24 protein-coding genes are annotated in these 25,915 nt (G+C 61.1%); 11 read left to right on the top strand and 13 right to left on the bottom strand.

All coding sequences use genetic code 11. The features are described from left to right. Positions 1-41: 41 nt before the first annotated feature. From pyrC to V8359_RS10135, 3 genes are read left to right on the top strand one after another with little or no spacing between them, the layout of a single operon-like run. The gene (gene pyrC / locus V8359_RS10145) at positions 42-1,328 is read left to right on the top strand and encodes a dihydroorotase (RefSeq protein WP_336428710.1); all 1,287 of its coding nucleotides are present in this window, start codon (positions 42-44) and stop codon (positions 1,326-1,328) included. Beyond that, positions 1,328-1,933 (top strand): glycerol-3-phosphate 1-O-acyltransferase PlsY, encoded by a 606-nt coding sequence (gene plsY / locus V8359_RS10140; protein ID WP_336428709.1) that lies wholly within the window; start codon positions 1,328-1,330, stop codon positions 1,931-1,933. Before pyrC ends, plsY begins: the two co-directional genes overlap by 1 nt. A 4-nt stretch (positions 1,934-1,937) precedes the next feature. Beyond that, positions 1,938-2,423: a flavodoxin family protein gene (locus V8359_RS10135; protein WP_336428708.1), complete on the top strand. Its 486-nt coding sequence runs from the start codon at positions 1,938-1,940 to the stop codon at positions 2,421-2,423. A gap of 17 nt (positions 2,424-2,440) precedes the next feature. Here the strand turns inward: V8359_RS10135 and V8359_RS10130 are convergent, their stop codons facing one another. From V8359_RS10130 to V8359_RS10120, 3 genes are all read right to left on the bottom strand, one after another. Continuing rightward, on the bottom strand, positions 2,441-3,217 hold the full coding sequence (locus V8359_RS10130) for a 3'(2'),5'-bisphosphate nucleotidase CysQ (RefSeq protein WP_336428706.1): 777 nt from the start codon (positions 3,215-3,217) through the stop codon (positions 2,441-2,443). Then, on the bottom strand, positions 3,204-4,550 hold the full coding sequence (locus V8359_RS10125) for a TldD/PmbA family protein (protein ID WP_336428705.1): 1,347 nt from the start codon (positions 4,548-4,550) through the stop codon (positions 3,204-3,206). Before V8359_RS10125 ends, V8359_RS10130 begins: the two co-directional genes overlap by 14 nt. Positions 4,551-4,655: 105 nt before the next feature. Beyond that, a complete protein-coding gene (locus V8359_RS10120) occupies positions 4,656-6,167 on the bottom strand; it encodes a DUF2125 domain-containing protein (protein ID WP_336428703.1) in 1,512 nt (503 codons plus the stop codon). A gap of 135 nt (positions 6,168-6,302) precedes the next feature. Between V8359_RS10120 and V8359_RS10115 the strand changes: the two genes are divergently transcribed. Beyond that, positions 6,303-7,052, top strand: a complete 750-nt coding sequence (locus V8359_RS10115; RefSeq protein ID WP_336428702.1) for an SDR family oxidoreductase — start codon at positions 6,303-6,305, stop codon at positions 7,050-7,052. Beyond that, the gene (locus V8359_RS10110; protein WP_336428701.1) at positions 7,049-7,657 is read left to right on the top strand and encodes an enoyl-CoA hydratase/isomerase family protein; all 609 of its coding nucleotides are present in this window, start codon (positions 7,049-7,051) and stop codon (positions 7,655-7,657) included. Before V8359_RS10115 ends, V8359_RS10110 begins: the two co-directional genes overlap by 4 nt. Before the next feature lie 50 nt (positions 7,658-7,707). On the opposite strand, the gene V8359_RS10105 is transcribed toward V8359_RS10110, so the two are convergent. The 5 genes from V8359_RS10105 to V8359_RS10085 all read right to left on the bottom strand — a co-directional run bounded on the left by V8359_RS10105 (position 7,708) and on the right by V8359_RS10085 (position 14,159). Next, complete coding sequence (locus tag V8359_RS10105; protein WP_336428700.1) at positions 7,708-9,102, bottom strand: TRAP transporter large permease; 1,395 nt, start codon at positions 9,100-9,102, stop codon at positions 7,708-7,710. Beyond that, positions 9,102-9,779, bottom strand: coding sequence for a TRAP transporter small permease (locus V8359_RS10100; RefSeq protein ID WP_336428698.1), 678 nt, complete (start codon positions 9,777-9,779; stop codon positions 9,102-9,104). The genes V8359_RS10105 and V8359_RS10100 overlap by 1 nt, the downstream gene beginning before the upstream one ends. 143 nt (positions 9,780-9,922) lie before the next feature. Continuing rightward, the gene (locus V8359_RS10095; protein WP_336428696.1) at positions 9,923-10,930 is read right to left on the bottom strand and encodes a DctP family TRAP transporter solute-binding subunit; all 1,008 of its coding nucleotides are present in this window, start codon (positions 10,928-10,930) and stop codon (positions 9,923-9,925) included. A gap of 278 nt (positions 10,931-11,208) precedes the next feature. Further along, complete coding sequence (locus tag V8359_RS10090) at positions 11,209-12,444, bottom strand: sigma-54-dependent transcriptional regulator (protein WP_336428695.1); 1,236 nt, start codon at positions 12,442-12,444, stop codon at positions 11,209-11,211. Then, entirely contained in the window at positions 12,441-14,159 is a 1,719-nt protein-coding gene (locus V8359_RS10085) for a sensor histidine kinase (protein WP_336428694.1), read from the bottom strand. The genes V8359_RS10090 and V8359_RS10085 overlap by 4 nt, the downstream gene beginning before the upstream one ends. Before the next feature lie 141 nt (positions 14,160-14,300). Here V8359_RS10085 and V8359_RS10080 point away from each other — a divergent pair, with 141 nt between their 5' ends. The 3 genes from V8359_RS10080 (at position 14,301) to V8359_RS10070 (ending at position 17,030) form a co-directional block, all read left to right on the top strand. Next, positions 14,301-14,975, top strand: a complete 675-nt coding sequence (locus V8359_RS10080; protein ID WP_336428693.1) for an SGNH/GDSL hydrolase family protein — start codon at positions 14,301-14,303, stop codon at positions 14,973-14,975. 82 nt (positions 14,976-15,057) lie between these two features. Continuing rightward, positions 15,058-16,260: an aromatic ring-hydroxylating oxygenase subunit alpha gene (locus V8359_RS10075; RefSeq protein ID WP_336428692.1), complete on the top strand. Its 1,203-nt coding sequence runs from the start codon at positions 15,058-15,060 to the stop codon at positions 16,258-16,260. Continuing rightward, on the top strand, positions 16,257-17,030 hold the full coding sequence (locus tag V8359_RS10070; protein ID WP_336428691.1) for a methyltransferase domain-containing protein: 774 nt from the start codon (positions 16,257-16,259) through the stop codon (positions 17,028-17,030). The genes V8359_RS10075 and V8359_RS10070 overlap by 4 nt, the downstream gene beginning before the upstream one ends. Before the next feature lie 88 nt (positions 17,031-17,118). On the opposite strand, the gene V8359_RS10065 is transcribed toward V8359_RS10070, so the two are convergent. After that, complete coding sequence (locus V8359_RS10065; protein WP_336428690.1) at positions 17,119-18,483, bottom strand: aminotransferase; 1,365 nt, start codon at positions 18,481-18,483, stop codon at positions 17,119-17,121. 134 nt (positions 18,484-18,617) lie between these two features. Here V8359_RS10065 and V8359_RS10060 point away from each other — a divergent pair, with 134 nt between their 5' ends. Beyond that, entirely contained in the window at positions 18,618-19,265 is a 648-nt protein-coding gene (locus tag V8359_RS10060) for a TetR family transcriptional regulator C-terminal domain-containing protein (protein ID WP_336428689.1), read from the top strand. Here V8359_RS10060 and V8359_RS10055 read toward each other — a convergent pair. The 3 genes from V8359_RS10055 to V8359_RS10045 are packed head-to-tail and all read right to left on the bottom strand — an operon-like array spanning position 19,255 to position 22,901. Next, entirely contained in the window at positions 19,255-19,614 is a 360-nt protein-coding gene (locus tag V8359_RS10055) for a cupin domain-containing protein (protein ID WP_336428688.1), read from the bottom strand. The genes V8359_RS10060 and V8359_RS10055 overlap by 11 nt on opposite strands. A gap of 1 nt (position 19,615) precedes the next feature. Then, positions 19,616-20,848, bottom strand: a complete 1,233-nt coding sequence (locus V8359_RS10050; RefSeq protein WP_336428687.1) for an aromatic ring-hydroxylating oxygenase subunit alpha — start codon at positions 20,846-20,848, stop codon at positions 19,616-19,618. Then, complete coding sequence (locus tag V8359_RS10045) at positions 20,838-22,901, bottom strand: oxidoreductase (RefSeq protein ID WP_336428685.1); 2,064 nt, start codon at positions 22,899-22,901, stop codon at positions 20,838-20,840. The genes V8359_RS10050 and V8359_RS10045 overlap by 11 nt, the downstream gene beginning before the upstream one ends. Positions 22,902-23,002: 101 nt before the next feature. On the opposite strand from V8359_RS10045, the gene V8359_RS10040 reads away from it, so the two are divergent. After that, entirely contained in the window at positions 23,003-23,620 is a 618-nt protein-coding gene (locus V8359_RS10040; RefSeq protein ID WP_336428684.1) for a TetR family transcriptional regulator C-terminal domain-containing protein, read from the top strand. Here V8359_RS10040 and V8359_RS10035 read toward each other — a convergent pair. After that, entirely contained in the window at positions 23,617-24,531 is a 915-nt protein-coding gene (locus tag V8359_RS10035; protein ID WP_336428683.1) for a GlxA family transcriptional regulator, read from the bottom strand. The genes V8359_RS10040 and V8359_RS10035 overlap by 4 nt on opposite strands. A gap of 132 nt (positions 24,532-24,663) precedes the next feature. Between V8359_RS10035 and V8359_RS10030 the strand changes: the two genes are divergently transcribed. Next, positions 24,664-25,914 (top strand): sarcosine oxidase subunit beta family protein, encoded by a 1,251-nt coding sequence (locus V8359_RS10030; RefSeq protein WP_336428681.1) that lies wholly within the window; start codon positions 24,664-24,666, stop codon positions 25,912-25,914. Position 25,915 lies beyond the last annotated feature (1 nt).

The following is a 25,915-nucleotide window of genomic DNA, read 5'->3' as shown; positions in this document are numbered from 1 at the left end:
TTGTCTTATGAGCCTTTGAGACGCTTTTCACAGGCCCGCCCATGACACGCACGCTTTTCAGGAATGCCCGCCTGATCGACCCCGAGGCCGGAACGGATGCGCCCGGCTGGCTTCTGGTCGAGGACACGGCCATCGCATCAAGCGGCACAGGCGACGCGCCAGAGGGCTCGGGCGACGCGCAGGTGATAGATTGCGGGGGCAAATGCCTTGCACCGGGCATCGTCGACATCGGCGTCAAGGTCTGTGAACCCGGAGAGCGCCACAAAGAATCCTACCGCTCGGCCGGGCTTGCCGCGGCGGCGGGCGGGATCACGACGATGGTCACGCGCCCGGACACAGACCCCGCCATCGACACCCCCGAGACCTACGAATTCGTGGCGCGGCGCGCGAACGAGGCCGCCCCGGTCAATGTCCGGCCCATGGCCGCCCTGACCAAAGGGCGCGCCGGGCAGGAAATGACCGAAATCGGCTTTCTTCTGGATTTGGGGGCCATCGCGTTCACAGATTGCGACCATGTTGTCACGTCGACCAAGGCCTTTTCGCGGGCGCTCACCTATGCGCGCAGCCTTGGCGCTCTGGTAATTGCCCACCCTCAGGAACCGATCCTCTCGGATGGTGCGGCGGCGACAAGTGGTAAATTCGCATCGCTCAGGGGGCTTCCAGCCGTGAGCCCGATGGCCGAGCGTATGGGCCTTGATCGCGATATCGCCCTGCTCGAAATGACCGGCGCGCGCTATCATGCGGATCAGATCACGACCGCCCGCGCCCTGCCCGCCCTGAGCCGTGCCAAGCGCAACGGTCTGGACATCACGGCAGGCACGTCGATCCATCACCTCACCCTTAATGAGTTGGACGTGGCCGACTATCGCACCTTCTTCAAGGTAAAACCTCCTCTGCGATCCGAAGACGACCGGCAGGCGGTGATCGCGGCGGTGCGCGACGGGCTGATCGATACCATCAGCTCGATGCACACCCCGCAGGATGAAGAAAGCAAACGACTGCCCTTCGAGGAGGCGGCCAGCGGCGCGGTGGCACTTGAGACCCTGCTGCCGGCGGCGATGCGCCTCTATCACTCGGGCGATATCGATCTGCCGACCCTGTTTCGGGCGATGGCAACGAATCCGGCGCGACGGCTTGGACTGCCCTGTGGCACGCTCGCCCGCGGAACGCCCGCCGACCTGATTCTTTTCGACCCGGATACACCTTTCGTGCTCGACCGCTGGACGCTGAGGTCAAAGTCCAAGAACACGCCGTTTGACGGCGCGAGGATGCAGGGTAAGGTTCTGGCAACCTACGTCGCAGGCTCCCAAGTGTTCGAGGCCCCCTGATGCCGCCGATCGAGACCACACCGCTTCTGCTCATTCTCTGGGCCGCGTTTGGATACCTTCTCGGGTCGGTGCCGTTCGGCATCGTCATCACCCGTGCCATGGGGCTCGGCAACCTGCGCGAAATCGGATCGGGCAACATCGGCACGACGAATGTGCTTCGCACCGGCTCAAAGGGCGCGGCACTGGCCACGCTGCTTCTGGATGGGGCCAAAGGTGCGCTCGCCGCGCTTATTGCGCGGGCCGTCTCTGGTGAGGACGCGGCACAGGCGGCCGGACTGATGGCCTTTGTCGGTCACTGCTTTCCGGTCTGGCTTCGGTTTCACGGCGGCAAGGGGGTTGCGACGTTTCTGGGCCTTCTGCTCGCGCTGGCATGGCCCGTCGGCGTTGCCGCATGCCTGACGTGGCTTGTGACGGCCGTCATCTCGCGGATATCCTCCATGGCAGCGATCACGGCGGCCTCGCTCTCGATCATCTGGATCGTGCTTCTGGGGTATGGACAGATACTTGTGTTGGGGGTTCTTCTGATGCTTGTCATTTTCTGGCGACACCGGGACAACATCAAACGCATCAAAGCGGGCACCGAATCCAAGATCGGCCAGAAATAGGGCCATGGCCGAGCTTCTGATCGTCTATCATTCCCGCACCGGAGGCAGCCGCCAGATGGCCGAGGCCGCCGCCAAAGCCGCGGGCGAAGAGACATCGGTCACCCTCCTGCCTGCTGCCGAGGCGGAGCCGGAGGCGCTTTTAGAGGCCGACGGCTATGTGTTCTGCGCGCCTGAAAACCTTGCCGCGATTTCCGGGGTCATGAAGGATTTCTTTGACCGCTGCTATTACCCGGTTCTGGGCCGGATCGAAGGCCGCCCCTATGCGCAGATGGTCTGCGCAGGCTCGGACGGAGAAAACGCGGCGCGACAGACCGCAAGGATCGCACAGGGCTGGCGCCTGAAAGAGGTGCAACCTGCCCTGATCGTCTGCACCCACGCCCAGACCCCTGAGGATATCCTTGCCGAGAAAACCATCCCCGAGACGGAACTCGACCGCTGCCGAGAGCTTGGGCAGGCGCTTGGGGCCGGGTTGGAGATGGGCGCTTTCTGAGGCTGCCCGAATTGCCTTCAGGCCAGGCGGCCCAACAGATCACCATGCAGAACCGGGCCCGCCGCCACGATGCCGTTCACCTGCGGATACCGGTTATTGAACAAAAGCGGCGCGCCCGTCCGGTCACTGGTTAACGCGCCCGCCTCGCGCAGGATAAGATCACCCGCGGCGACATCCCATTCCCATGTGCCCCGCAAGGTCAGCATCGCATCAAAGCGCCCCTCGGCCACAAGGCTCAGACGATAGGCCAGAGAGGGGCGATGCTCGCGACGAAACACCGGGGGTATCCCCTCTTTCCAGTGTTTCGGATCAAGCGTGGGCTTGGCCGAGAGCACCGAAGCCTGCGCAAGGTCAGCGCCCCGCGACACGGCAATCGGCACCCCGTTGAGGGATGCTCCCCCACCCGTTTCCGCTGCATAAAGCTTGTCCAGCATTGGCAGATAGACAACAGCGGCGGTGACGCGTCCCGCGTTGACCACCGCCAACGCATGTGCCCAGGCCCGCGATCCATCTATGAAGCTGCGTGTGCCGTCGATCGGGTCAATGATGAAAACACTGTCCCGCTCGGTGCGTTCGGGGCCATCCTCGCTTTCTTCCGAAAGCCAGCCATAGTCGGGGCGCGCATCCCGAAGCCGGGCACTCAGCAGGCCATTCACGGCCAGGTCCGCCTCGGTCACGGGGCCTGCCCCGGCAGACTTGTCCCAGCGTTCCGCTCCGGTTTCGAAATAGCGCGCGGCAACGCTTCCCGCCTCGCGCGCGGCCTCAATCAGTAGCGAAAGGTCACGACCCGGCAAGCGTCAGCCCCTCGACAAGAAGCGATGGCACCACATGCGACACATGGGGGCGCGCATCGTTGGCCGGGGTCATCCGGCACAAGAACTCCGGAAGGCTTCCCGCGATGGTGCCTTCGTTCACCGGATAGGCGATCTGACCGTCTTCGACCCAGAAACCGGACACGCCGCGTGAATAGTCACCGGTATTGGGGTTGATCGTCGATCCAATCATCGACGTCACAAGAAGACCTGTGCCCATGTCGCGCATCAGGCCCGCGCGGTCGCGGTCCCCTTGGGTCAGGGCGACGTTCCAAACGCCGGGGCTTGGTGTGCCCGATGTGGCGCGCTGCGCGTTCGCCGTGGACGACATGCCCAGTTGCCGCGCTGTCGCAAGATCAAGTGTCCAACCGGTAAGGATGCCATTCTCGACAATGGTGCGTCTGGACGTGGGCAGGCCTTCGGCGTCAAACGGACGCGAGCCCATGACGCGCGGGCGGTGGGGGTCTTCCAACAGGGTCAGCCCCTCGGGAAGGACCTGAGCACCAAGCCGCCCCATCAGCCACGAAGACCCGCGCGCCACGGCCGCGCCGTTGGCAGCCGACAGCAAATGCCCGATCAGGCTACGCGCCACGCGTTCGTCAAAGAGCACCGGATAGGCGCCGGTGGGTGGCTTGCGCGCCCCCTCCCGCGCCGCTGCGCGCTCTCCGGCAAGGCGTCCGATGCTTTCGGGGCTGCGCAGGTCAGTGCGGTAGATGCGCGCATCGCTGTCGTGATCTCGCTCCATGCCCGCGCCCTCGCCCGCGATGGCAACACAGGAGACAACGTGATCGGTCCGGGCATAGCCGCCCGAAAATCCGTTGCTGGCCGCAAGATGAGTCTCGCTGTGGCCATAGGCGGCGGTGGCGGACTGAACCTGCGTCACACCCTCGACCGCGCGCGCGGCCTCCTCGGCCCGGCGCGCAACCTCTTCAAGCGTGACCGGAGCAGGCTCCGAGTCGGGCTCTTCTAGGTCAAGCGCGGCAAGATCCCAGTCGCGCGCGAGTTGTTCCGGGTCGGCAAGCCCGGCATAGGGGTCTTCCGGCGCTTCGCGCGCCATGGCAACGGCGCGTTCGGCCAGCGCGGTGATCGTCTCGGGCTTGGTATCCGAGGCCGAAACACTGGCCTGACGGCGCCCTACAAAGACACGCAGGCCAATATCCGTTCCCTCCGCCCGCTCTGCCTGCTCAAGCGTGCTGGCGCGCACATCGACAGTAATCGACGCCCCACCCGAGGCCATTGCATCCGCTGTGTCGGCCCCGGCGCGGTGCGCCGCGTCAAGCAGGGCTTCGGTCAGGGTTTGCGGTGTCATGATCATACTGTGCCTCCGGAACTGTGGCGCAGAGGTAGACCGCGCGACCGAATGAAACAAGGGCCGCCGGTTTTTGCCAGCGGCCCTTGCCCGTGTGGTGACGCCGATGGATTACTTCAGGCGCTGACCATTGGCCAGAATCTGACCCTCCTCGGTAAACTCGATCGTGGATGTCAGGCTGTCTTCGCCGCTGGGCACCGCGAACATGCCGATCATCATGCGCGCGCCCATCGCCTGCTCCTCGGGAACGAGTCCCAAGGCGACAAGCTTGTCCAGCAACGCGTTCCCGCCCTCAAGGGCCAGATTGACGGTGCCCACAGGCTTGGGCATGCCATCATAGGACGACATATCGCTGTTATCGAGTTCGACGTCCCCCGAACCGGTCAACTCGGCCCCGGCAAAGCTCACCCGCAGATCGTTGAGGGCAACTTCGTTGACTTCGCCCGGAATATCCGCAGAGGCCATCGCCTCGGGATCCATCAGATCGGTGTTGAGCGTCGCCTGACCGGAAAGGTCAACCGCGACAGTGGCCGGATCGCGCGGCAAAGTGCCTTGGGGGTCGAACATGCCCCAGATGAAATCCGACATCGTGAAATCGGCCAGAAGCAGATCAAGCTTGAAGTTCTGCGGCTCTTCACTTTGCGAAACCGGCATCATGAGATCCAGTCCCAGTTGCTCGAACGCGAGCTCCACCGGAAACGGCAGGTCGCTACTGGCCATTTCCATTTCCAGCCCTTGATAAGCGATGCCATATCCAAGCTGACTTTCGTCCATGGCCACGCTCAGGGTGCCGCCATTGCTCGTGGTGGTGGCCTTGAACGCCTCGCCCCCGGATTTCTGATCAACGTCGATAGTGGTGTTGCCCGGGCCGAATGAATATTCCGCATCAACGGCAAATCCGGCCGCGAGCGCGGCGTTGAGATCTGACATATCCGTCGCGGGCGGCATGGCCGCTTCGGCGGTGACCGACAGGCTTTCAGCCTCACCGTTCATCTGCATGCGATCACCGGTTTCGGGGTCCTCGAAATCCAGCATGTAAGAGATCGGACCCGACGTGAATTCCTGAGTCGCCTGCCGCAGGTCGCCCACGCGCATCTCCGACTGACCGGAGACATCGGTCAATTCGAAGCGCGCGTCGCCGACCTCCGCCATCTCGCCATCTTCCATGACATCCTCGAGGGTCACGGCCATGGTGTCGGCCTCGTAGACATAGGTCATGGCGTCCACGTCGCCCGAAACCACCATCGAATACCCCGTGGTCGTATAGTCGAGCGTGACCGCGCCGCTGCCTTCCTTGCCCGATCCTTGGATCAGAATCGGAAGCGGCGAGGGAAATGAAACCGATACCGTGCCATCGCCATTATCGGTGAAGGACACCTCGGGAACGGAAATCGTCAGGTCGCCTTCCGCTTCGGGTAACGGCATATCGAGGACGATGTCCGACACGGTCAGGTCGCCACCATCGGCAGCCTCATCAGCCTGCACGCTATACCCAAAGCCGCCCAGATATGCCTTCCAGTCCTCCCAGACTTGCTGCGAGGTCACATCGGCAAAAGCCGGGGCACACGTCATGACAAATGTTGCGGTGGCGGTCACGCCGCCCAGAATTCTTGAAGCGCCCATGAAGACCCCCCTCCCTAAAAATCAAAGCCCGCACAAACTTCACGCTATTCAGTAGCGGGGTCAAGGGCGGTTCCTGCTGGACGCTTTGCGTCTTTGCGCGCTACCAACACTTGGCGCACAATATAGGACTCAGTCATGTCAGTTGAAGGAAAAACCGTGATGATCACCGGCGCGAGCCGGGGAATCGGTGCAGCCACCGCGCGGATCTTTGCCCAAGCGGGCGCCAAGGTCGTGCTCTTGGCCCGCAGTGCTGATCAGATCGAGGCGCTGGCCGCCGAGCTTGGCGATAGCGCGCTTGCGATAGCCTGCGATGTGTCCGATTGGCAGGCCATGCAGGCCGCCGTGGCCGAAACCTGTGTCAAGATGGGCGGGCTCGATATCCTGATCAACAACGCTGGCGTGATCGAACCGATCGCCGATCTGTCAGAATCCGATCCCGAAGCGTGGGGCCGCGCGATCGACATCAATCTCAAGGGCGTCTACTACGGGATGCGCTCCGCGATGCCGGTCATGGAAGCCGCGGGCGGCGGAACGATCATCACCATTTCATCCGGCGCCGCCCATCACGCGCTCGAAGGCTGGAGCCACTATTGCACGTCCAAGGCCGGGGCGGCGATGCTGACCGAAGCGGCAAACCTTGAAGGGGCGGAAAAGGGCCTTCGGGTCATGGGCCTCTCTCCCGGCACTGTGGCCACCGACATGCAGCACCGGATCAAGGACAGCGGCATCAACCCGGTGAGCGAGTTGGACTGGTCCGAGCATATCCCGCCCGAGTGGCCCGCGCGCGCACTCCTGTGGATGTGCGGGCCCGAGGCCGATGGCTGGCTCGGTCAGGAAATCTCACTCCGCGATCCGCAAATCCGCAAGGAAGCGGGCCTGAAATGATTCGTTGCGAACGTGACGACGACGTCTGGACGGTGATCATCGACCGGCCCGAGAAGGCCAACTCACTGACGGCACAGATGCTGGGGGAACTGGCCGATATCGCCGAAGCCGCGCAGGATGCGCGCGTTCTTGTCCTCACCGGCGCGGGCAAGATTTTCAGTGCCGGCGCCGATCTGGAGGCCGCGCGCGCCGGTCTTGCCACCAGCCCCGACTGGGAGCGCCTTTCAGGCGCCTTGTCGGCATTGCCCTGTCTGACCATCGCCGCGCTCAACGGGACGGTGGCGGGCGGCGCTATGGGCATGGTTTTGGCCTGCGACCTGCGCGTGGCGGTGTCGGAGGCAAAATTCTTCTATCCAGTCATGAAGCTCGGCTTTCTGCCGCAACCATCGGACCCCGCGCGCCTTACCGCCCTGATCGGGCCGTCGCGGGCCAAGCTCCTCCTGATAGCCGGTCAGAAAATCGACGCGGAGACCGCACATGGTTGGGGTCTTGTCGATCGGCTGACCACCCCCGAGACACTGATGACCGAAGCGCAAACGCTTGCGGCAGATACCCGCGCCGCCACGCCTGATCACGCCGCAGCAATCAAGGGTTTGCTGCGCTAGGGCGGCACTCCGTCACCGGGAAGCGTGACCGCGACCGGGTGTGACGCGCGCTAATTCGTGATGATTTCAGGGCCCATGAGCGCATTTGGCAGCATCGTCGAGAACCATGGCACGTAAGTGATCAGGATCAGGAAGATAAAGAGCACCCCAAGGAACGGCAAAGCCGCCTTGACCACGCTCATCATCGGCATCCCGGCGACACCCGAGGTCACGAACAGGTTCAGACCGACGGGCGGCGTAATCATCCCGATTTCCATGTTCACCACCATGATGATACCAAGGTGGATCGGGTCTATGCCCAGCTCGATCGCGATGGGAAAGACCAGCGGCGCGACAATCACCAAAAGCCCGCTCGGTTCCATGAACTGACCACCGATCAGCAGGATCACGTTCACGGCCACAAGGAACATCACCGGCCCAAAGCCCGCGTTCAGCATGGAATTCGCCACCATCTGCGGAATCTGTTCCTCGGTCAGCACGTGCTTGAGGATCAGGGCGTTTGCGATGACGAACATCAATGTGATCGTAAGCTTGCCCGCATCGAGAAGCGTGTCGCGCGTGTCGCGGTGAAAAAATGCAGTGAACAGCGCGTGCGGGGCCTGAAGCAGGTTTCGGCGCCGCCGCCCATCGCGCGCGGCAAGCGGCCCCATGTCGCGATAGATGAACGATGCCACCAGGAACGCATAGACAGATGCCACGGCCGCCGCCTCGGTCGGTGTAAAGAACGCGCCGGTCACACCGGGAATGCCGTAGATGCCCAGCATGATGATCAGAATAAGCAGCAAGCCCCACACGGCATCAAGGAAGGACTCCCCGATCTCGCTCCAGCCGCGCCATTCGCCCGCGGGCATGTTCTTGATCCGCGCCATGACATAGATCGCGATCATCAGCATGAGGCCCGCCATGATCCCCGGAATCACACCGGCAAGGAACATCCGGCCCACCGACACCTCAACCGCGGCGGCATAGACCACCATCACGATGGACGGCGGGATCAAAATGCCAAGCGTGCCCGCGTTACAGATCACGCCGGCGGCGAATTCCTTGGTGTAACCCGCCTGCCGCATCGCCGCGATGACAATTGTCCCGATCGCGACCACCGTGGCGGGTGAAGACCCCGAAAGCGCCGCGAACATCATGCAGGCAAAGACCCCCGCAATCGCTAAACCGCCACGAAGATGGCCGACACAGGCAATGGAAAAGCGGATGATCCGCTGCGCCACACCACCGGTCGACATGAACGAACTTGCGAGAATGAAAAACGGAATTGCCAGAAGGGTGAAATGCCCCTCGAACGCCTGAAACAATGTCTGAGCGACCGACGCCATCGAGGCGTCGGAAAAGATGAGCAGGAACAGCACCGACGCCAAGCCAAGCGCCACAGCGATCGGCACCCCGATCAGCAGGAACCCCACCACCATCGCGAATAGAAGCAAAACGGGCATCAGGTTTTCTCCTCGCGAAGCTGGGCGGCGCGGGTCTGATCAAGGTCGTCCTCGACCTCGTGACTCGCTACGATGCGGTCGATGTCGCCACGCCAGATGCGAACGCCCGCCTGCACGAAACGCAGCGTCAGAAGGGTCATCGACAGCGGCAGAACGAAGTAGGGAATAAGGCGCGGTATCTTGTTATAGGCCTCGCCCTCGTTGAAGACGGGTTCCATCCATTGCAGGACCCACGGAAGCGGAATGTCGTTCACCTCATACCAGCCCTTGGCCAGAAACCTGTCCTCAAAGCCAAGCGGGAACCAGCGCCCTTCGGTTGCGGGCAGGTTGGCGAAATTCGCCCAATAGTCCCACGCGCCTTTCAACAATAGAAGCGAGAAGACGATACAGATTGTCACGGACACCAGCGCCATGATGCGGCGCGCGGGCGGGCTCAGCAGGTTGATGATGACATCCACCCCCAGATGCGCGCCCTTCTTGACCGCGTATGACGCCCCCAGAAGCACCAGCCAGCCAAACAGGAACACCGTGAGTTCGAGACCCCAGAGGATGTTCGAATTGAACCCCTTGCGCGCCACGACGTTCGCAAAGGTGATAAGCGTCATCGCACCCAGAAGAAACGCGATGAGCGTTTCCTCGATACGGTCGATAGATGAGCGGTGTCCTGTCGGTTTCATGTCCGTCCCTCCCTGTGCCAGCCGTCAAGCATGCCGCCGGCAAGGTGATTTCCGTAAGTGGTGACGATGTTCCCGTGAAGAATATTCATGCCGGGTTCAAACCGGACTGCGCGGCCCGATCATTTTCGGGCCGCGCGAATTTTTTACATGCTGGCGTTGATCTCTTGCGCCGCATCAATGGTTTCCTGACCGACGTCATCCGAGAACTGTTCCCAGACGGGTTTCATCGTTTCCACCCACTTCGCGCGCTGTTCGGCGTTCAACTCGCGGATCGTGCCGCCCGCGTCGATGATCGCCTGACGCGCCTGTTGATTGACCTTCGCGCTTTCGCTGTTCCGCATCTCGGTGACTTCCGTCAGGATGGTGAGGAACTGATCGCGCATATCGGGCTCAAGCCCATCGAGCCATTCGGTCGACGTCACGACAAGATAATCGATGATGCCGTGGTTGGTTTCGGTGATACCATCCTGCACCTCGAAGAATTTCTTGCCGTAGATGTTGGACCAGGTGTTTTCCTGACCATCGACCACACCCTGTTGCAAGGCGCCGTAGACCTCGGAGAAGGCCATTTTCTGCGGGCTGCCACCGATCGCTTCCATCTGCGCGACGAGAACATCCGACGACTGAACCCGGAACCGAAGACCTTCGGCATCCGATGGCTCGACCAACGGCTTGTTCGCCGACATCTGCTTCATGCCGTTATGCCAGAAGGCCAGCCCCTGAAGGCCACGGCGCTGCATGCTGTCCTTGAGAGCCTGCCCTGTCTCGGATGCTTGAAAGGCATCGACCGCGTCGATGTTCTTGAACATGAAGGGCAGATCGAAGATGCGATATTTCTTGGTGAACGCCTCGAATTTCGAGAGGCTCGGCGCGGCGAGCTGCACGTCGCCCTGCAACAGCGCCTCGAGCACCTTGTTATCGTCATAGAGAGTGGAGTTGGGGAACACCTCCATACAGGCCTTGCCGTTCATTTCCTCGTTGACCCGCTTCTCCAGAAGCGATGCAGCGATGCCCTTGGGGTGCTTGTCGGTGTTTGTGACGTGGCTGAACTTGATGACGACTTCGCCATCGTCACATGCGTCCGCCGCGTGCGCCCCTGTCGCGGTCATCCCGACGGCAAGCGCCGCAGCCAGTGTTGTCTTGAATTTCATGATCTTCATCCTCCCGGTTTCGATCAGGTCAGTGATTTCACATCGACTGACATTGCGATCACCGGGCAGAAGAGCGCCACCGCCCCCACCTGACAAGAGAAAAGATCACTTCCGGGTGAGGCGTTAATAATCCTTTATAACTAATTAGTTAGATCATGAAGGTAGCAACCAAGGCCTGTGCCATGTGCGGAAATCCGCACGCCCCTCAGTGCGATATGTGCGAAAACCCGCACATTCTTTACGCGTTCTGCCCTCGCCATGACCTCTTGCGGTGCGTCTCAGACGCGAAAATCCTCGGCCCGGATCTCGTGTCGTGCCAACTTGTCGTAGAATGTCTTGCGCGGAAGTTTCAGCGATTGAGCGGCCTCCGTCGCGTTTCCCGCACATTCCTGAAGGGCGGCAATGAGGATTGACCGCTCCACCGCCGCCATCTGTTGAGCCAGCCCCATATCGGCCACCTCGGGACTTTCCGAGAGCCCGAGCGCATACCGCATGGCGGCATTCATCAACGAACGCGCGTTGCCGGGCCAGTCCTGCGCCATCAGCCGACTCAGCGTTTCGGGGGGCACCTCAGGCTCGGGCAGGTTTGCCTGTTCGCAGGCGATGCGCAGATAGTGGCGAAACAGAATCGGGATGTCTTCGGGCCGTTCCTTGAGCGTGGGAATGCGCACGCGCATCACATCAAGCCGGTAGAAAAGATCGGAATTGAACCGGCCTTCGCGCATTTCGGCATCAATCTCGCGATAGGTGCCTGCCACAACGCGGATGTCTTTGGCGCCGGCCTCTTCTTCCAGACGGTCGAGCAGTGCAAATTGCGTATCAGCGGGGAGTTGCGTCACCTCGTCAAGATAGAGCGTGCCGCCTTGCGCGCTTTCCAGCAAACGCATCAAGCCCCCCGGCGAGAGCCCATCCGCTGGCGTCTTTTCAAAGGGTGCCACCGATCCTGCGGCAAGAAGATGTATCACCTCCGCCACCTTCGCATTACCCGATCCGGGAGCACCCGAAATCAGAACATCCGCGCCGCTTCGGGCCACCGCACGGACGCGTGCGCGCAGAGCTTCGGCAAGTTCGGACCGGCCAAACAACATACGCGAGGCCGCATCCCCACGTTCCAACGCTGATTTCAGCGCACGATTTTCAAGCACAACCGCACGGGTGCGCTGTGCCTTGCGCAGCGTTTCAATCAGGTCATCAGGGTCACAGGGCTTTTCAAGAAACGCGAACGCCCCTCCGCTCATGCCCCTGACGGCCATGGGGATGTCCCCTTCGCCGGTCAACAGGATTACCGGCAGGTCCGTATCCACCGCATGCACATGGGCCAAAAGCGCGAAACCGTCTTTGCCCGGCATCCTGATGTCAGAGAGCACGACACCGTCAAAGTCGCGGGTAATATGATCCTTGGCTTCGATAAAGCTTCCTGCGGTCAGGACATCGCAATCCGCCAGCATCAGGGTCTGTGCCAAGGCCTCGCGCACGGCGCGATCGTCATCGACCAACAGAACACGCGTTGTCATGCCACGGCTTCCTCTATCTGTGCCGCCCTGAGTTTGACCGTGAAGACGGCGCCGGCACCGTCGCGGTTCTGCCCCTTGATCTCACCCCCGAAACTTTGAACCAACCCGTAGGAAATGGAAAGGCCAAGGCCCATCCCATCTTCGGATGTGCCAACTGTTTTCGTGGTGTAGAAGGGATCGAATATCTTGTCGGGATCATCAAGCCCGGGACCGGTATCCGACACGCGCAGCCAGACATCAGTGCCGTGCTGTGACACCGTGATCTCAACCTCGCGCGCACCGTCCTGAGCCGCCATGGCGTCAAGCGCGTTCGACACAAGGTTCGTGACCACCTGTTGCAACCTGACTTCGCCGCCCGACACGCGGACCGGGGGCGGCGCAGACCAGCGCAGGCTGGCCCCGGTCTCAAGAAATCTGGGTTCGAGCAATTCTAGCGTTGTCTCGACCACGGCCACGATGTCGATGTCGCTGACCGGTTCGGTTTCCTGCCGAGCGAAAGCGCGCAGGTTCTTGATGATCCGCGCCATGCGATGTGCGAGATCCGAAATCCGGTGCAAATTGGCCCGCGCATCGGCGGGGCGGTTCTTGTCCAGAAACGTGCCCGCGTTCTCGGAAAAGGACCGGATGGCCATCAGCGGCTGATTGAGTTCGTGACTGATACCCGCCGACATCTGACCAAGCGCCGTCAGCTTGCCCGCCTGAACAAGATCGGCCTGCGCCCGGCGCAAAGCGGCTTCGGCGTCCTGACGTTCGATGACTTCGTGGCGCAGATTTTCATTGGCCCGCGCCAGCGCCTCGGTGCGGTCCGCCACGCGCATCTCAAGCCCGGCATTGGCCTGCGCAAGGGCGCGGCGCCGCTCGGACGACAGATAGATGATCGCCCCGAAGGCCAGAAACAGCGCCGCGACGACCGCGGCCTGAAGCGCCGCGATACGGTCGGCAGGTTCGGTCGAAACAAGCACGTGACCCTTGAGCCCGATAACCGGAAGATCACGCGATCGGTAGGCCGCCTTGTCCGGGACATACCGCCCCTCGTCCAGACGCCAGACTTCGATTCCGGCGGTTCGGTTCCGTGCCTCGGGTACAAGACTGGCGCCATCCAGACTTTGAAACAAAAGCTCAGACCGGTTCGACACGAAGATGCGCGCCTGATCATCTGTGAAGAAAGCCACATGAGGCGAGCCACGCCAGCCGCTCTCTTCGACTGCCTCAAGATCGACACGCACCGAAACCGCGCCAACCGGGCGCCCCTGATCAAAGACCGGAGCCATGAAGACAAACACCCGCGATCCATCACCGCCGGCCAAACCATGCGCAAAGCCAAGTGCACCGGTCGCTGCACGCGCCAGTGCGGCACGATCCTCGGGCATCGACAGGTCGCGGTCCATATCGGATGCTGCAAGACGGCCTTCTTTCAGATCGTGATAGGCAATCTCAAGTGCGCCGGTCTGATCCGCCGCCTGCCGAAACAACGTGTCCACCGGCACGTCATCACCGGCAGCCAGCCCCACGACCAAGGGGTGATCGGCAAGCCGCACCGCCACGAGCCGATAATTTGTCAGTTGCGCAACAAGCTGATCCGCCGCGGCCCTGAGATAGGCATCGCCCCGGTCCGCCACCTGTAAAAGCGCCGACCGATACCCAAGCCACCACGCGACCGACGCCGAGCCGAGCGCAAGCAGCGTGAACAGCATCAGTGCAAAGATACGGCGCATGGATTCTCCCCCCATCAGCAGGATAGAAAGGCGGCACTCGGAATACAATTCGGCACGCGCCCTTCGACAACTGCCGCGTTGATCCTTCGCGTCACCTCGGATATCCGGGGTGCATCGCCGTTTTCCCAATCAGGTCTCTGTATGCGCCCTATCCTCGCCGTTCTTTTCCTTTTGCTCGCGGCTTGCACCGAGGGCGTTCCCGCCGACGGAAAATCTCGCGTGCTGATGATGGGCGACAGCCTTTTTGGAACGCATCAGTTAACAGGACAATCCGTGGGACACGCACTTGAGCGGCGCATAGATGCACCGGTGACGGATCGGTCGGTGATCGGGGCACGAATGATCTATGCACTCCCGATATCGGGGAGCCTTGGGATCAAGATCGCACGTCAGTATCGTGCCGGACCTTGGAAGTGGGTTGTTCTGAATGGTGGCGGCAACGATCTTTGGTTCGGATGCGGATGCGGGCGGTGCAAAGGCAAACTCGATCGCCTCATTTCACCTGACGGAACCCAAGGAGAGATACCCAAACTGCTTGCCCGGTTGCGCGGCACGGGGGCCCAAGTGATTTACGTGGGCTATCTGCGCAGTCCGGGTCTCGGGTCACCCATCGAGCACTGCAAGAACGAGGCCGATGGGCTCGAAGGCCGCATCGCCGCACTGGCCAAACAAGACCCCGGCCTGACATTCCTGTCGCTCAGCGATCTCGTTCCCGAAGGCGACCGAAGCTATCACGCGCTGGACATGATCCACCCTTCGCCCAAGGGCGCGCGCGCCATCGCGGGCCGGATTGCCGACGTGATGCAGGGGCGCTGACACAAACGCGCCCGTGCTGTCGGCTTGACAAAAATTTATTTGAGCACTTAAATAAACGCACATCCATTCAAGGACTGCTGCGATGACACGCCATGAAACGCCCCAGACGCCAACGGATTGGGATCGGTCGGGTCTACCCAAATGGAGCTTTTTCAGCGAGGAAATGCTCGAAGCGGAAAAGGCGCTCCTTTTCCGCCAGCACTGGCAGATCGTCTGTCACGTCTCCGATATTCCAGAAGCCGGCGATTTCGTGACACTCGACATGGTGGGCGAACGCGCGCTGGTCATTCGCGACCGCGAGGGTCAGGTACGCGCCTTTCACAATCTCTGTCGACACCGCGGATCGCGCGTCGTTGCCGAGGAACAGGGCCGCTGCAAATCCGCCATCATCTGTCCGTTTCACGGATGGGTCTACAATCTGGACGGATCGTTGCGCGGCGCGGCACAGCCGGATTCTCTTCCGCCGATGGACCCCGATGAATGGGCCCTCAAGCCGATCGAACTGGATATATGGCAGGGGTTTGTCTTCGTGCGGTTTCAGCCGGGGCCACAGCCCGCAATATCCGAGATCCTGGCCCGCCACGACGACGAAGTCGCACAATACCGGCTCGACGCCATTCAGCCGACCGACGGGCGGTTCTGGACAGAAAATGTAGACGCCAACTGGAAATGCGTGCGCGACGTCGATAACGAAGGCTACCATGTTCCGATGGCCCATCCCGGCCTTCATGATCTCTATGGCAACGGATACTATGACGAACCGTTTCACGACGGCACGGCACGGTCGCTCGGGGCGTTTCGCGAAGGCCGAGGGCGCCACTGGAGCGTGCGGAACTACAAATCCGTTCTTCGGTCCCCCGAACATATGGATGATGCCCATGCAGGCGCGTGGCTCTATATCGGGGTCTTCCCGAATTTCGTTCTTGGCTTCTATCCTGACAGCGTGATCTTTTATCAGGAATACCCAACCTCGGTCGGCACATGTGTTCAGCGCAGCACAACCTACCGTCACGGCGACGAAGATCGCCGGATGCGCCTCGCCCGGTATCTGAGCGGGCGTATCGACCGGATCACGAGCGATGAGGATCAGCAACTTATCGAATGGACGTGGGAGGCCGCCTTTTCAAGCGGGTATGACGGGATCATCCTGTCGGATCTGGAGATCGGCGTTCACAGCTATCACGAGGCTCTGAGACGTCATTTTCCGGTATTGCGTGACCCCGAGGCGCCTGCGCCCGGCACATTGCTTGACCGAAACAAAGAGCTTCTCGAAGGTGAGACATGAGCGACCATTACGACCCAAATCAGACCGGCCTTCTTCAGGCGCTATGGGGTGAAGGGTTCCTGTCACCCGGCGGTCCCGACGAGGTGGCACGCGTGATCGACGGCCTTGATCTTCGCGGTCGCCGCGTTCTGGATATCGGCTGCGGCACGGGCGCGATACCTCTTCTTCTCGTCCGCGAACATGACGCGGGGCACGTGACAGGCATCGATGTCGAGGACGGTGTTTGCGCAATCGCCCGTCAGCGCGTCGCCGATGCCGGGGCCGAGGACCGGGTCGACATCATAAAGGTAACGCCCGGACCGCTTCCCTTCGAGGCGGCCGAGTTCGACGTGGTCTTTTCCAAGGACAGCATCATCCACATCCCGGACAAAGAGGCCCTCGCCCAAGAGGTGTTTCGCGTCTTGCGCCTCGGCGGCGTGTTTGCCGCGTCGGATTGGCTCATCTCGCATGATGATACACCGTCACCCGAAATGCAGCACTACCTGGCGCTCGAAGATTTGGGAATGGAGATGGCCTCGCCTGATCGCTATGCGCAGGCATTGCGCGGCGCAGGATTCGAGGATGTCGTCACCCGCAACCGCAACCCGTGGTATCGTGACGTGGCGCGCCAAGAACTGGAAACGATCATGGGTCCGCGCCGATCCGAATTCGAAGCGTCAAGCGGCGCGGATTTCGTCGAGCGGTCGATTGAAACCTGGCGCGCCATGATCCGCGTGCTCGAAACCGGAGAGCATTGCCCACACCATCTGCGCGGTCGCAAGCCTGCCTGACACCCGCGATCGCCACGCTTTTCTTCTTGCGTCAAATATCCCGGGGTGTGTGAGGGACTGGCCCCTCACTCCCACATCGATCATCCGATCAGAGATCAAGCTCCTGGGAAACCTCTTCCAGAGCTTCCTCTAGTATGCCGAACATCGTGTCGATTTCATCGCGCGTGATCACAAGCGGCGGCGAAAACACTGCCATGTGGTAAAGGGGCCGAACTAGAAGCCCGCGTTTCTCACAGGCTTCGTCCAGCAGAGCGCCGAATTTCTTGTCCGCGGCGAGGGTCGATTTACCCTCGAGCGGCTTGCCCTCGACACAGGCCAAAAGCCCTTCGCCCCGCACGTCGCCCACGATATCGAACCGCGCCAACTCCTGTAGCTTCGACTGGAAATAGGGGCTGATATCGCGCACATGCTCAAGAATTTTCTCGCGTTCCATGATCTCGATATTCTTGAGTGCTGCGGCACAGCTTACCGGATGCCCCGAATAGGTATACCCATTCGAGAACATGGCCGGCGTCTCGCCCGCCATACGCTCCATGACGCTGTCCGAAATGATGCAGGCGCCAAGTGGCAAATAACCACTCGTGAGGCCCTTCGCACAGGTGATGATGTCGGGCACAATGCCGAAGACCTCCTCGGATGCGAACCAATGGCCCAAGCGCCCGAAACCTGTCACGACCTCGTCCGAGATATAAAGGATGTCATGCGCCCGGCACAGCTCCCATGTCCGTTTGTGATAGCCTTTTGGCGGCACGATCACGCCGCCGGAACTCAGGATCGGTTCGGCAATGAACGCTCCGATCTTGTCGGCCCCGACCTCTTCGATCAGCCGTTCCAGATCCCCGACCTTTTCGTCACACCACTGGGCTTCGGACATGCCTTCGGGCCTGATATAGGGGTTCACATCCGGCAGAAACCGCACCAGATCGCCCGCCTTGTCGAGGATCGACACTTCACGCTCCTTGCCGGTGACGGACGCGGCCATGTAAGTCGACCCGTGATAGCCCTTGTCCCGCCCGATCACGATTTTCTTGTCGGGCCGGCCCAAGCGGTTGTTCAGGAAATGCATCGCCCGGATCGCACTGTCCACGGCGGTGGAGCCGCCTGTAGTGAAATGCACGTTGTTTAGATCGCCTGGCGTCATATCGGCGATTTTTCTGGCCAAAATCGCGGCGGGCTCGGTGGTCGAACTCCATGGCGAGTTGTAGGGCATCCGCATGACCTGTTCGGCGATCGCCTCGGCCATTTCGCGGCGTCCATAGCCGATCTGAACGCACCACATGCCTCCGGGCCCGTCGATATAGCGCCGTCCCTGATTGTCCCACAGATAGATGCCGTCGGCCTGCGCCATGACCGGAAGGTCATAGCCCCGCCATGCATCCATCGCCACCCAAGGATGGATATGATGGGCACGGTCCCAGTCGCGCAGTTCGTCTGCGGATGGTTGATTGGTCATGAGATGGTCCTCCCTGTTGGAAAGAAGATAGGCCACTTAAACCGCGCGGTAAAGTTTTTTTGAGTGCTCAAATAAATTTTTCCTGCTGACAGCGCCGCCCATCTGTGGAATGAGTGAAGAAAACGGACGCGCCCATGACCGACAACCCGACCAAACCCCGCAAGGAACGCAAGGAACGCAAGGAAAACGCCGAGAAAAGGCGCGCGCAGCTTCTTGAGGCGACATTGCGGTCAATCGCGACCAACGGCCTTGCGCGGACTACACTTGCAACCGTCGCCAACGAGGCGGGATTGTCGCAGGGTGTGGCGGTCTTTTACTTTCAGTCGAAGAACGGTTTGCTGACCGGCGCGATGCGGGCGATTTACGATCTCTATGATGCCACATGGCGGTCTGCGCTCGATGCGGCGGGCGATGATCCCGCGGCACGGCTCGCGGCGCTTATCAAGGCCGATTTCGATCCGGCCATCTGCAATTCCGAGTCGCTCTCGGTGTGGTTCGCCTTTTGGGGTGAACAGAAGTTCACGCCGCAATTCGCCGAAGTCTCGGCGGAATACGATGCCCCGCGCGGTAGGGCCATCCGCGATGTCTGCGCCGACTTACGACCCGAGGCTAGCCGCTCCGAGACCGATCGTCTTGCCGACTGGATCGACACGCTGACCGACGGGTATTGGCAGCACCTGCATGTTTTTCCCAAAACCACGGACCGGACGGCCTCCATGCGCGCCGCCCTCGAGCTTGCAGCGACACTTCTGCCCCAACACGCGGACAGGATCACGCGCTGACAGGCTCCTCGAGTGCGTGAGTGTAGACCACGATCAAACAGCCGTTTTTCGTGGTTGAGCAGTGTTCCGTGCCATCCGCCAGCCAGACCAGATCACCGGCCCGGTATTCGGTGCCATCATTGTCGGTCAGGTCGCCTTCGATGATATAGAACTCCTCGGCGCCCTTGTGCTTGTGCGCCTGCGTGGTCATGCCCGGGGCCATCCTGTAAATGTAGAAGCCTTCTCCCAGCGGTTTGTCCCGCCCGAGCTGAAGGATTTCGCCATCCGGTTCATTCCCGGACATGAACTGTGTGTAATCCGCGTCACGGACGTTTACGACACGGCGGTTTTCCGGCTTGATCGGGTCCATTTCACCCTCCCTGTTCTGTTGGATTGGCCTGTTTCATTCTTGCGATATAGCCCGCGTAGAAAGCACGGATACCCCACTCCATGCTCGAAAGCGGCCCCGGCTGGAAGTGGTGCGAATTCACGCCCTCCTGATTGATCCGGATGATCCTTTCATCGTCAAGCGAGGTTACATGCCATAACCATGTCAGGGACTCGATATCGTAATCGCGCCCCTCCTCCGCGTCCTCCCGAACGAACCAGATCACTTCGATATCGGTCTCTTGGACCGACCTCGGCACAAAGCGATAGCCGACCACGTGATCGCTGTAGATGAGGAAATTGTTGATGACGCCCACCTGCATATCCGTCGCGGCGCCAACGGGTGCCTTGAGATCACCCAGCAGCGGCGCAAGCAGGGCACCCTCCCGACTGCCGGTTTCATACCCGGGATAAAGCGGATAGCGGCCAAGGTAAAAATCCATCGGCGCATTTTCTTCCAGCCCGTTTATGGCCAGATCAGCAGGCCCCAACCCAGCCTGCGTGAGCTGAGCATCCACCGAGGCCAAAAGCGCATCGGTAATGCTTGCAGGATCCTTGAGGCTGTGCGAGCGGGAATACTCCTGATGCGAAGGCGCACAGTGATAGCATTCCATGTAATTCTCGATGGCCAGCTTCCAGTTCGCGGGCACCGGATAACATGCCTCGTGGGCGATCTTCAGCTTCTCGAGGCCAAATGGCGCAACGCTTTCGCGCATCCGCGCGAGGCCCGCATCTATGTCCGGCGGCGTCTTGGCTGTGGAAACGAAGATCATCCCCTCGAACACCCGCAAATGGGCGCGGAAAAGCCCATGCGCTGCCGGATCGAACCCGTCCCCCATATGCTGCGCGCGCCGCAACTTTCCGTTCAGTTCGAAGGTCCAGGCGTGATACGGGCAGGCAAAGACACGCCGGTTGCCCGACCGCTCGACACAAACGCGGCTCCCCCGGTGTCGGCATACATTGAGGAATGCTCCGAGTTCACCGTCGCGGTCACGCGCGACAATGAGTGATTCCGGGCCATAGTCGAACAGGAAGAAGTCACCCGGCTCGGCAACCTGTGAGATATGGCCGACCCAAATCCAGTGGTGATTCCAGTAATCTCGAATGTCGGCCTCGAAAACATCGGGCTCCGCGTAAAATGCTCTTGGCAGGGCATATCCGGGGCGGGCGCTCTCGCAAAGTTCGCGCAGCTTACCGGCTTTGACATCATCCAGCATCGGACCCTCCCATCGCTATGGTTTCACGTCGAAACATCTCGGCGTCGACTTCATCCTGCGGACGTCCGAAGGCGCGCGCGGCGGCGTGACCGGCATAAACCGCATCTGCGATCAGCCCCGGCTGTGCCGCGTCACCCAAAAGTTCGAGCGTGCCAAGGCCACGGCCCGCCAACGCCTCATAAAGCGCCGTTTCACGCGTCCGTTCGGTCACCAGCACAACCGAGGCACAGGGAATGACCCGAGTGCGCCCCGTATAGGTGCAGGCAAGCGTGGCCTCGCCATCCGTGATCTTCGACACGAGATGCCCGGTCACGACAGTGACGCCCGCCTCCAACAGCTCGCGCTGAATACGCTCCTGCTCAAGGGTCATCTCGGTCCAGGGTGACACCACTGGCGCAGGTGTGACAAGCGTCACATCATGCCCTTCGTCGCACAGATGACCGGCAAGCACACCGCCCAGATAGATTTGATCATCATCGTAGATCACCAACGGGCCACCCGGCGGGCGCATACCGTCCATGATATCGTCGGGTGTCATGACTGTAACGGCATCCGCCACGTCGATGCCGCTCCGAGAAGAGCGTCCCACACCGTCACGCCGCCATCTTGCACCTGTCGCGATAAAGACGTGATCAGCCCCAAGCTCGATCACGTCATCGGCCGAAAGCGGGCTTTCAAGATAGATATCCACCTCGGCGCGCTGACTCAGGTCGTGAGTGCGGTAATCCACCACGCGCGACCATGCACCAAGACCTTTCAATCCGGCCTCGCGCCGGGCACGTCCACCCAACTCCGGCCCCGCCTCGGCCAACGTGACGTGACAGCCCCGCCGCGCAAGTTGCATCGCGCATTCAAGTCCCGCTGGACCCGCCCCCACGACAAGAGCAGCCTCGCCTTCCGGCGCCGGCGCGATCTCTTCCGGGTGCCAATTCCGGCGCCACTCTTCGCCCATCGTGGGGTTCTGAGTGCACCGAATGGGCACGCCCATGTTGTCCGACGCCACACAGATGTTGCAGCCGATACATTCGCGGATGTCGTCAACCCGCCCGTCTTCGATCTTTTGCGGCAGGAACGGGTCGGCAATGGAGGGACGTGCAGCGCCTATGAAATCAACCACACCCTTTTTGACCAGCGACACCATGTGATCGGCCGAAGTGAACCGGCCCACGGCGACAACCGGCTTTGACGTCACCTCTTTCACGAACCGGATATAGTCGGTCTGATAGCCTTCTTGCGGCTCGAACCGGGATGTGGCGCTGTCATTCGACCAGTCCGAGACATTGACGTCCCAGAGATCGGGAAGTTCGGCAAGCATCTCGACCACGGCGCGACCTTCCTCATGGGCCTGCATTCCATCGCGGCCCATCATCTCGTCAACCGCAAAGCGCAGGGCGACGGCACAGGTATCACCGATAGCCTCCCGCGTGTCCTCAAGCAATTCACGCAGAAGCCGGGCGCGGTTTTCAAGGCTTCCGCCATACTCATCCGTTCGGGTATTAAGATGCGGTGACAGGAAATGCTGTGCCAAGGTCATGCCATGACCCGCATAGCAGTAAACGATATCGAATCCGGCGTCCTTGGCGCGCAAGGCTGCGGCACGGTGCCAGCGGCGCAAATCGCGGATGTCCGTTTTGTCCATCGCACGGGCCTGTTTCGGCACCAGCGTATGCAGCGCCACGTCAGACGGCGCCAATACCGGCGCGCGGCTCCCCAGGTTGGCCGCGTGATAGCCATTATGCACCAGTTCGATCGCGGCCAGCGCACCGTGGTCATGCACGCTCTGTGTCATCACGCGAAGCGCAGGTATGTCGCGCGAGTCCCACAGCCGATGTTCGGGAAAGGGCGTGAGGTCCGATGTGGGGTGAATTTCGGTTTCCTGATTGCTCACGACGGCCCATCCACCTGCAGCCTTGATCGCGCGGGTGGCCGCATCGGCGCGCGGCCGCAGATGGCCCATCCCCGTGCAGTGCGGCACCTGATAAAACCGGTTGCGTGCCGTGACGGGGCCTATGCGGACCGGCTCAAAAAGAACGGAGTAACGCGTGTCTGACATGGAAATCCCCGAATGGACGATTGTCCATTTTTGCCCTGCCCACGGGTGAATTGTCAAGAATTTCCCTTGCAGGATGTCGATTGTTACTCTCATCTTATACCATGAGTGAGAGAACTTCGGACAATCGCCTCGCGTTGATAGAGGCTGCGTTGACCTCGATTGCCGAGATTGGCCTCATTCGAACCTCGGTTACGGAAATCATTGACCGCGCAGGATTGTCGCGCGGCATGATCCACCTGCATTTCGGGGGTAAGGATGCCCTGATCATCGCGGCGGCCGAACATGCGAACGCGCAGTATTACCAGATACTCGAACGGGATATGGCGGCGGCCCCTGACGGCGCGGCGGCGCGGATCGCTGCGATGATTCACAGCGACCTGAGCGCCGAAACGCTCAACCCCAGATCTGTCGCCATCTGGTACGAACTGCGCGGCGCGGCCCGAACAAACGCCACGTTCGCCGCCTACAGCGACACACGCGACATTCGTCTGCGTCGTGTGATGGAGGCCGCGTTCAGCGGGGTTTCCCCGGCGGACACGCCACAATCGCTTGCCCAGGAGGCGGCGATCGCAACCATTTCCATGGTCGAAGGCATGTGGACCGATTACATGCTGCACCCTGAGAATTTCGACCGCGCGTTCGCCGCCCGCATCGTCTTTCGGATGCTGTCTTCGCTCTTTCCCGAGGCGTTCGACCTGAACGGTGCGCGCGGGCTTTAACGATAGGATGAGGGCGGCTCGCCATAAGCCTGCGCATAAACCGTCGAGAAATGAGAAGAATTGGCAAATCCGGTCGCCAGCGCGATTTCGGTAAGGCTCAACGGCGCATTGCGCAAAAGGGCACGCGCCGTTTCAAGCCGCAGGTCACGGTAATACCCCATGGTGCTGCGTCCAAGACGGTCATGGAAAAGCCGATTGAGCTGTCTGGGTGACACGCCCGCCGCATTCGCCAGATCACCGAGCTTCACCGGATCGGCCACATGGGTTTCCATCATTTCCACCGCATCGAGCACCGCCGGAACATTGCAGCCGACACGTTCGACAAGCCCCGCGCGCTGTGGCCCAGCCGAAGGGCGAACTTCGGTGTGCATGAACCAGTCACTGACGAGACGCGCGAAAGGCGCCCCATGGTGCCGCGTGATCAAGGCGTGCATCAGGTCGATCGGTGCGGTGCCCCCCGCACAGGTCACGCGGTCACGGTCGATGACGTAAAGCGTCCGCTCGATCATGAGTTGCGGGGAAAGCTCGGCCAGAGCCGCGGCATGCTCCCAATGCACCGTCATGCGGCGGCCGGCCATCAGGCCCGCCTTCGCCAGAATTACGGGGCCGCCCGACACGCCCCCCAGCTGCACCCCCTTGCGCGCGACACGCCCAAGCCACGCCATGATCCGCGCATCGTCAAACGACATCGGATCGCCGCCCGCGACCACAAAAAGATAATCAAGGTCTATTTCGGCCCCGACACGCGCCTCACAGGCCACCTGCATCGCGCCCGAGCTTTGGACCGGCCCATCTTCCGGTCCGATATTGATGACGTCATACAGACGTTCGCGGCTCAGAAGGTTGGCCGCCCTGAGCATTTCGACCGTCGACGCATACGAGAGCGCGGCAAATCCGGGTATCGGCAACACACCGATCCGGCGAACACGCACAGGTTCTAAACCAATTTTGTCCATAACAGACAATTTAACGACCTTTTGGGAAAAGTCGAGAGACGCGAAAACCGCGATGCTGAGGCGATCAGTTGATGAGGGTGACCTGTGATGCGCTACTCCGCGTTCAAAGTTTTCATGCAAGGGCTCACCGGGAACAAGGGGTGGAAGCCGGTCTGGCGCGAACCCGAGCCCAAGCCGGAATATGATATCATCATCATCGGCGCCGGTGGCCACGGCCTGAGCACCGCCTATTACCTCGCCAAGGAGTTCGGCCTCACAAATATCGCCGTGCTTGAAAAGGGCTGGCTCGGATCGGGCAATATCGGTCGCAATACCACGATCATCCGGTCAAATTACATGCTGCCCGGCAATGAACCTTTCTATGAATTCTCACTCAAGCTTTGGGAAGACCTGGAGCAGGATTTCAACTACAATGCGATGGTATCGCAACGCTCGATCCTGAATCTCTTCCATTCGGATGCGCAACGGGATGCCTTCGTAAGGCGTGGTAACGCGATGTTTCTTGCGGGTGCCGACGCCGAGCTCGCGGATGAGGCCCAACTCCGCCGCGAGCTTCCTTTTCTCGATTTCGACAATGCGCGCTTCCCGGTCAAGGGCGGCCTCTATCAGCGGCGCGGTGGCACGGTTCGTCACGATGCGGTGGCCTGGGGCTATGCCCGTGGTGCCGATAGCCGTGGCGTCGATATCATTCAGAACTGTGAAGTCACTGGCATTGACGTTGAAAACGGCGCGGTGCGCGGCGTTCAAACCTCGCGCGGGGCGATCCGCGCCCGCAAGGTCGCGATGTGTGTGGCCGGGTCCTCGGGCCGTGTGGCCGCCATGGCTGGCATGCGCCTTCCAATCGAATCCCATGTCCTTCAGGCCTTCGTCAGCGAAGGGTTAAAACCCGTTCTCCCCGGGGTCATAACCTTTGGCGCGGGCCATTTTTATGTCTCTCAATCCGACAAGGGCGGATTGGTCTTCGGCGGCGACATCGACGGCTACAACTCCTATGCACAGCGTGGTAACCTGCCCGTGGTCGAGGACGTGGCCGAAGGCGGCATGGCGATCATGCCGATGATCGGACGTGCCCGCCTTCTGCGCAGTTGGGGCGGCATCATGGACATGTCGATGGATGGCTCGCCCTTTATCGACAAGACCCATATCGACGGTCTCTATTTCAATGGTGGCTGGTGCTATGGCGGATTCAAGGCCACACCGGCATCGGGATATTGCTACGCGCATCTTCTGGCGCGTGACGTGCCCCACCCCACCGCAACGGAAATGCGCCTTGACCGTTTCAAACGCGGCCACCTGATCGACGAAAAAGGTCAGGGCAATCAGCCCAACCTGCATTGAA

It is taken from the genome of Roseovarius sp. E0-M6 (assembly GCF_037083845.1).
GTDB lineage: Bacteria > Pseudomonadota > Alphaproteobacteria > Rhodobacterales > Rhodobacteraceae > Roseovarius.
This window is presented reverse-complemented; position numbering and strand designations above follow the sequence as displayed.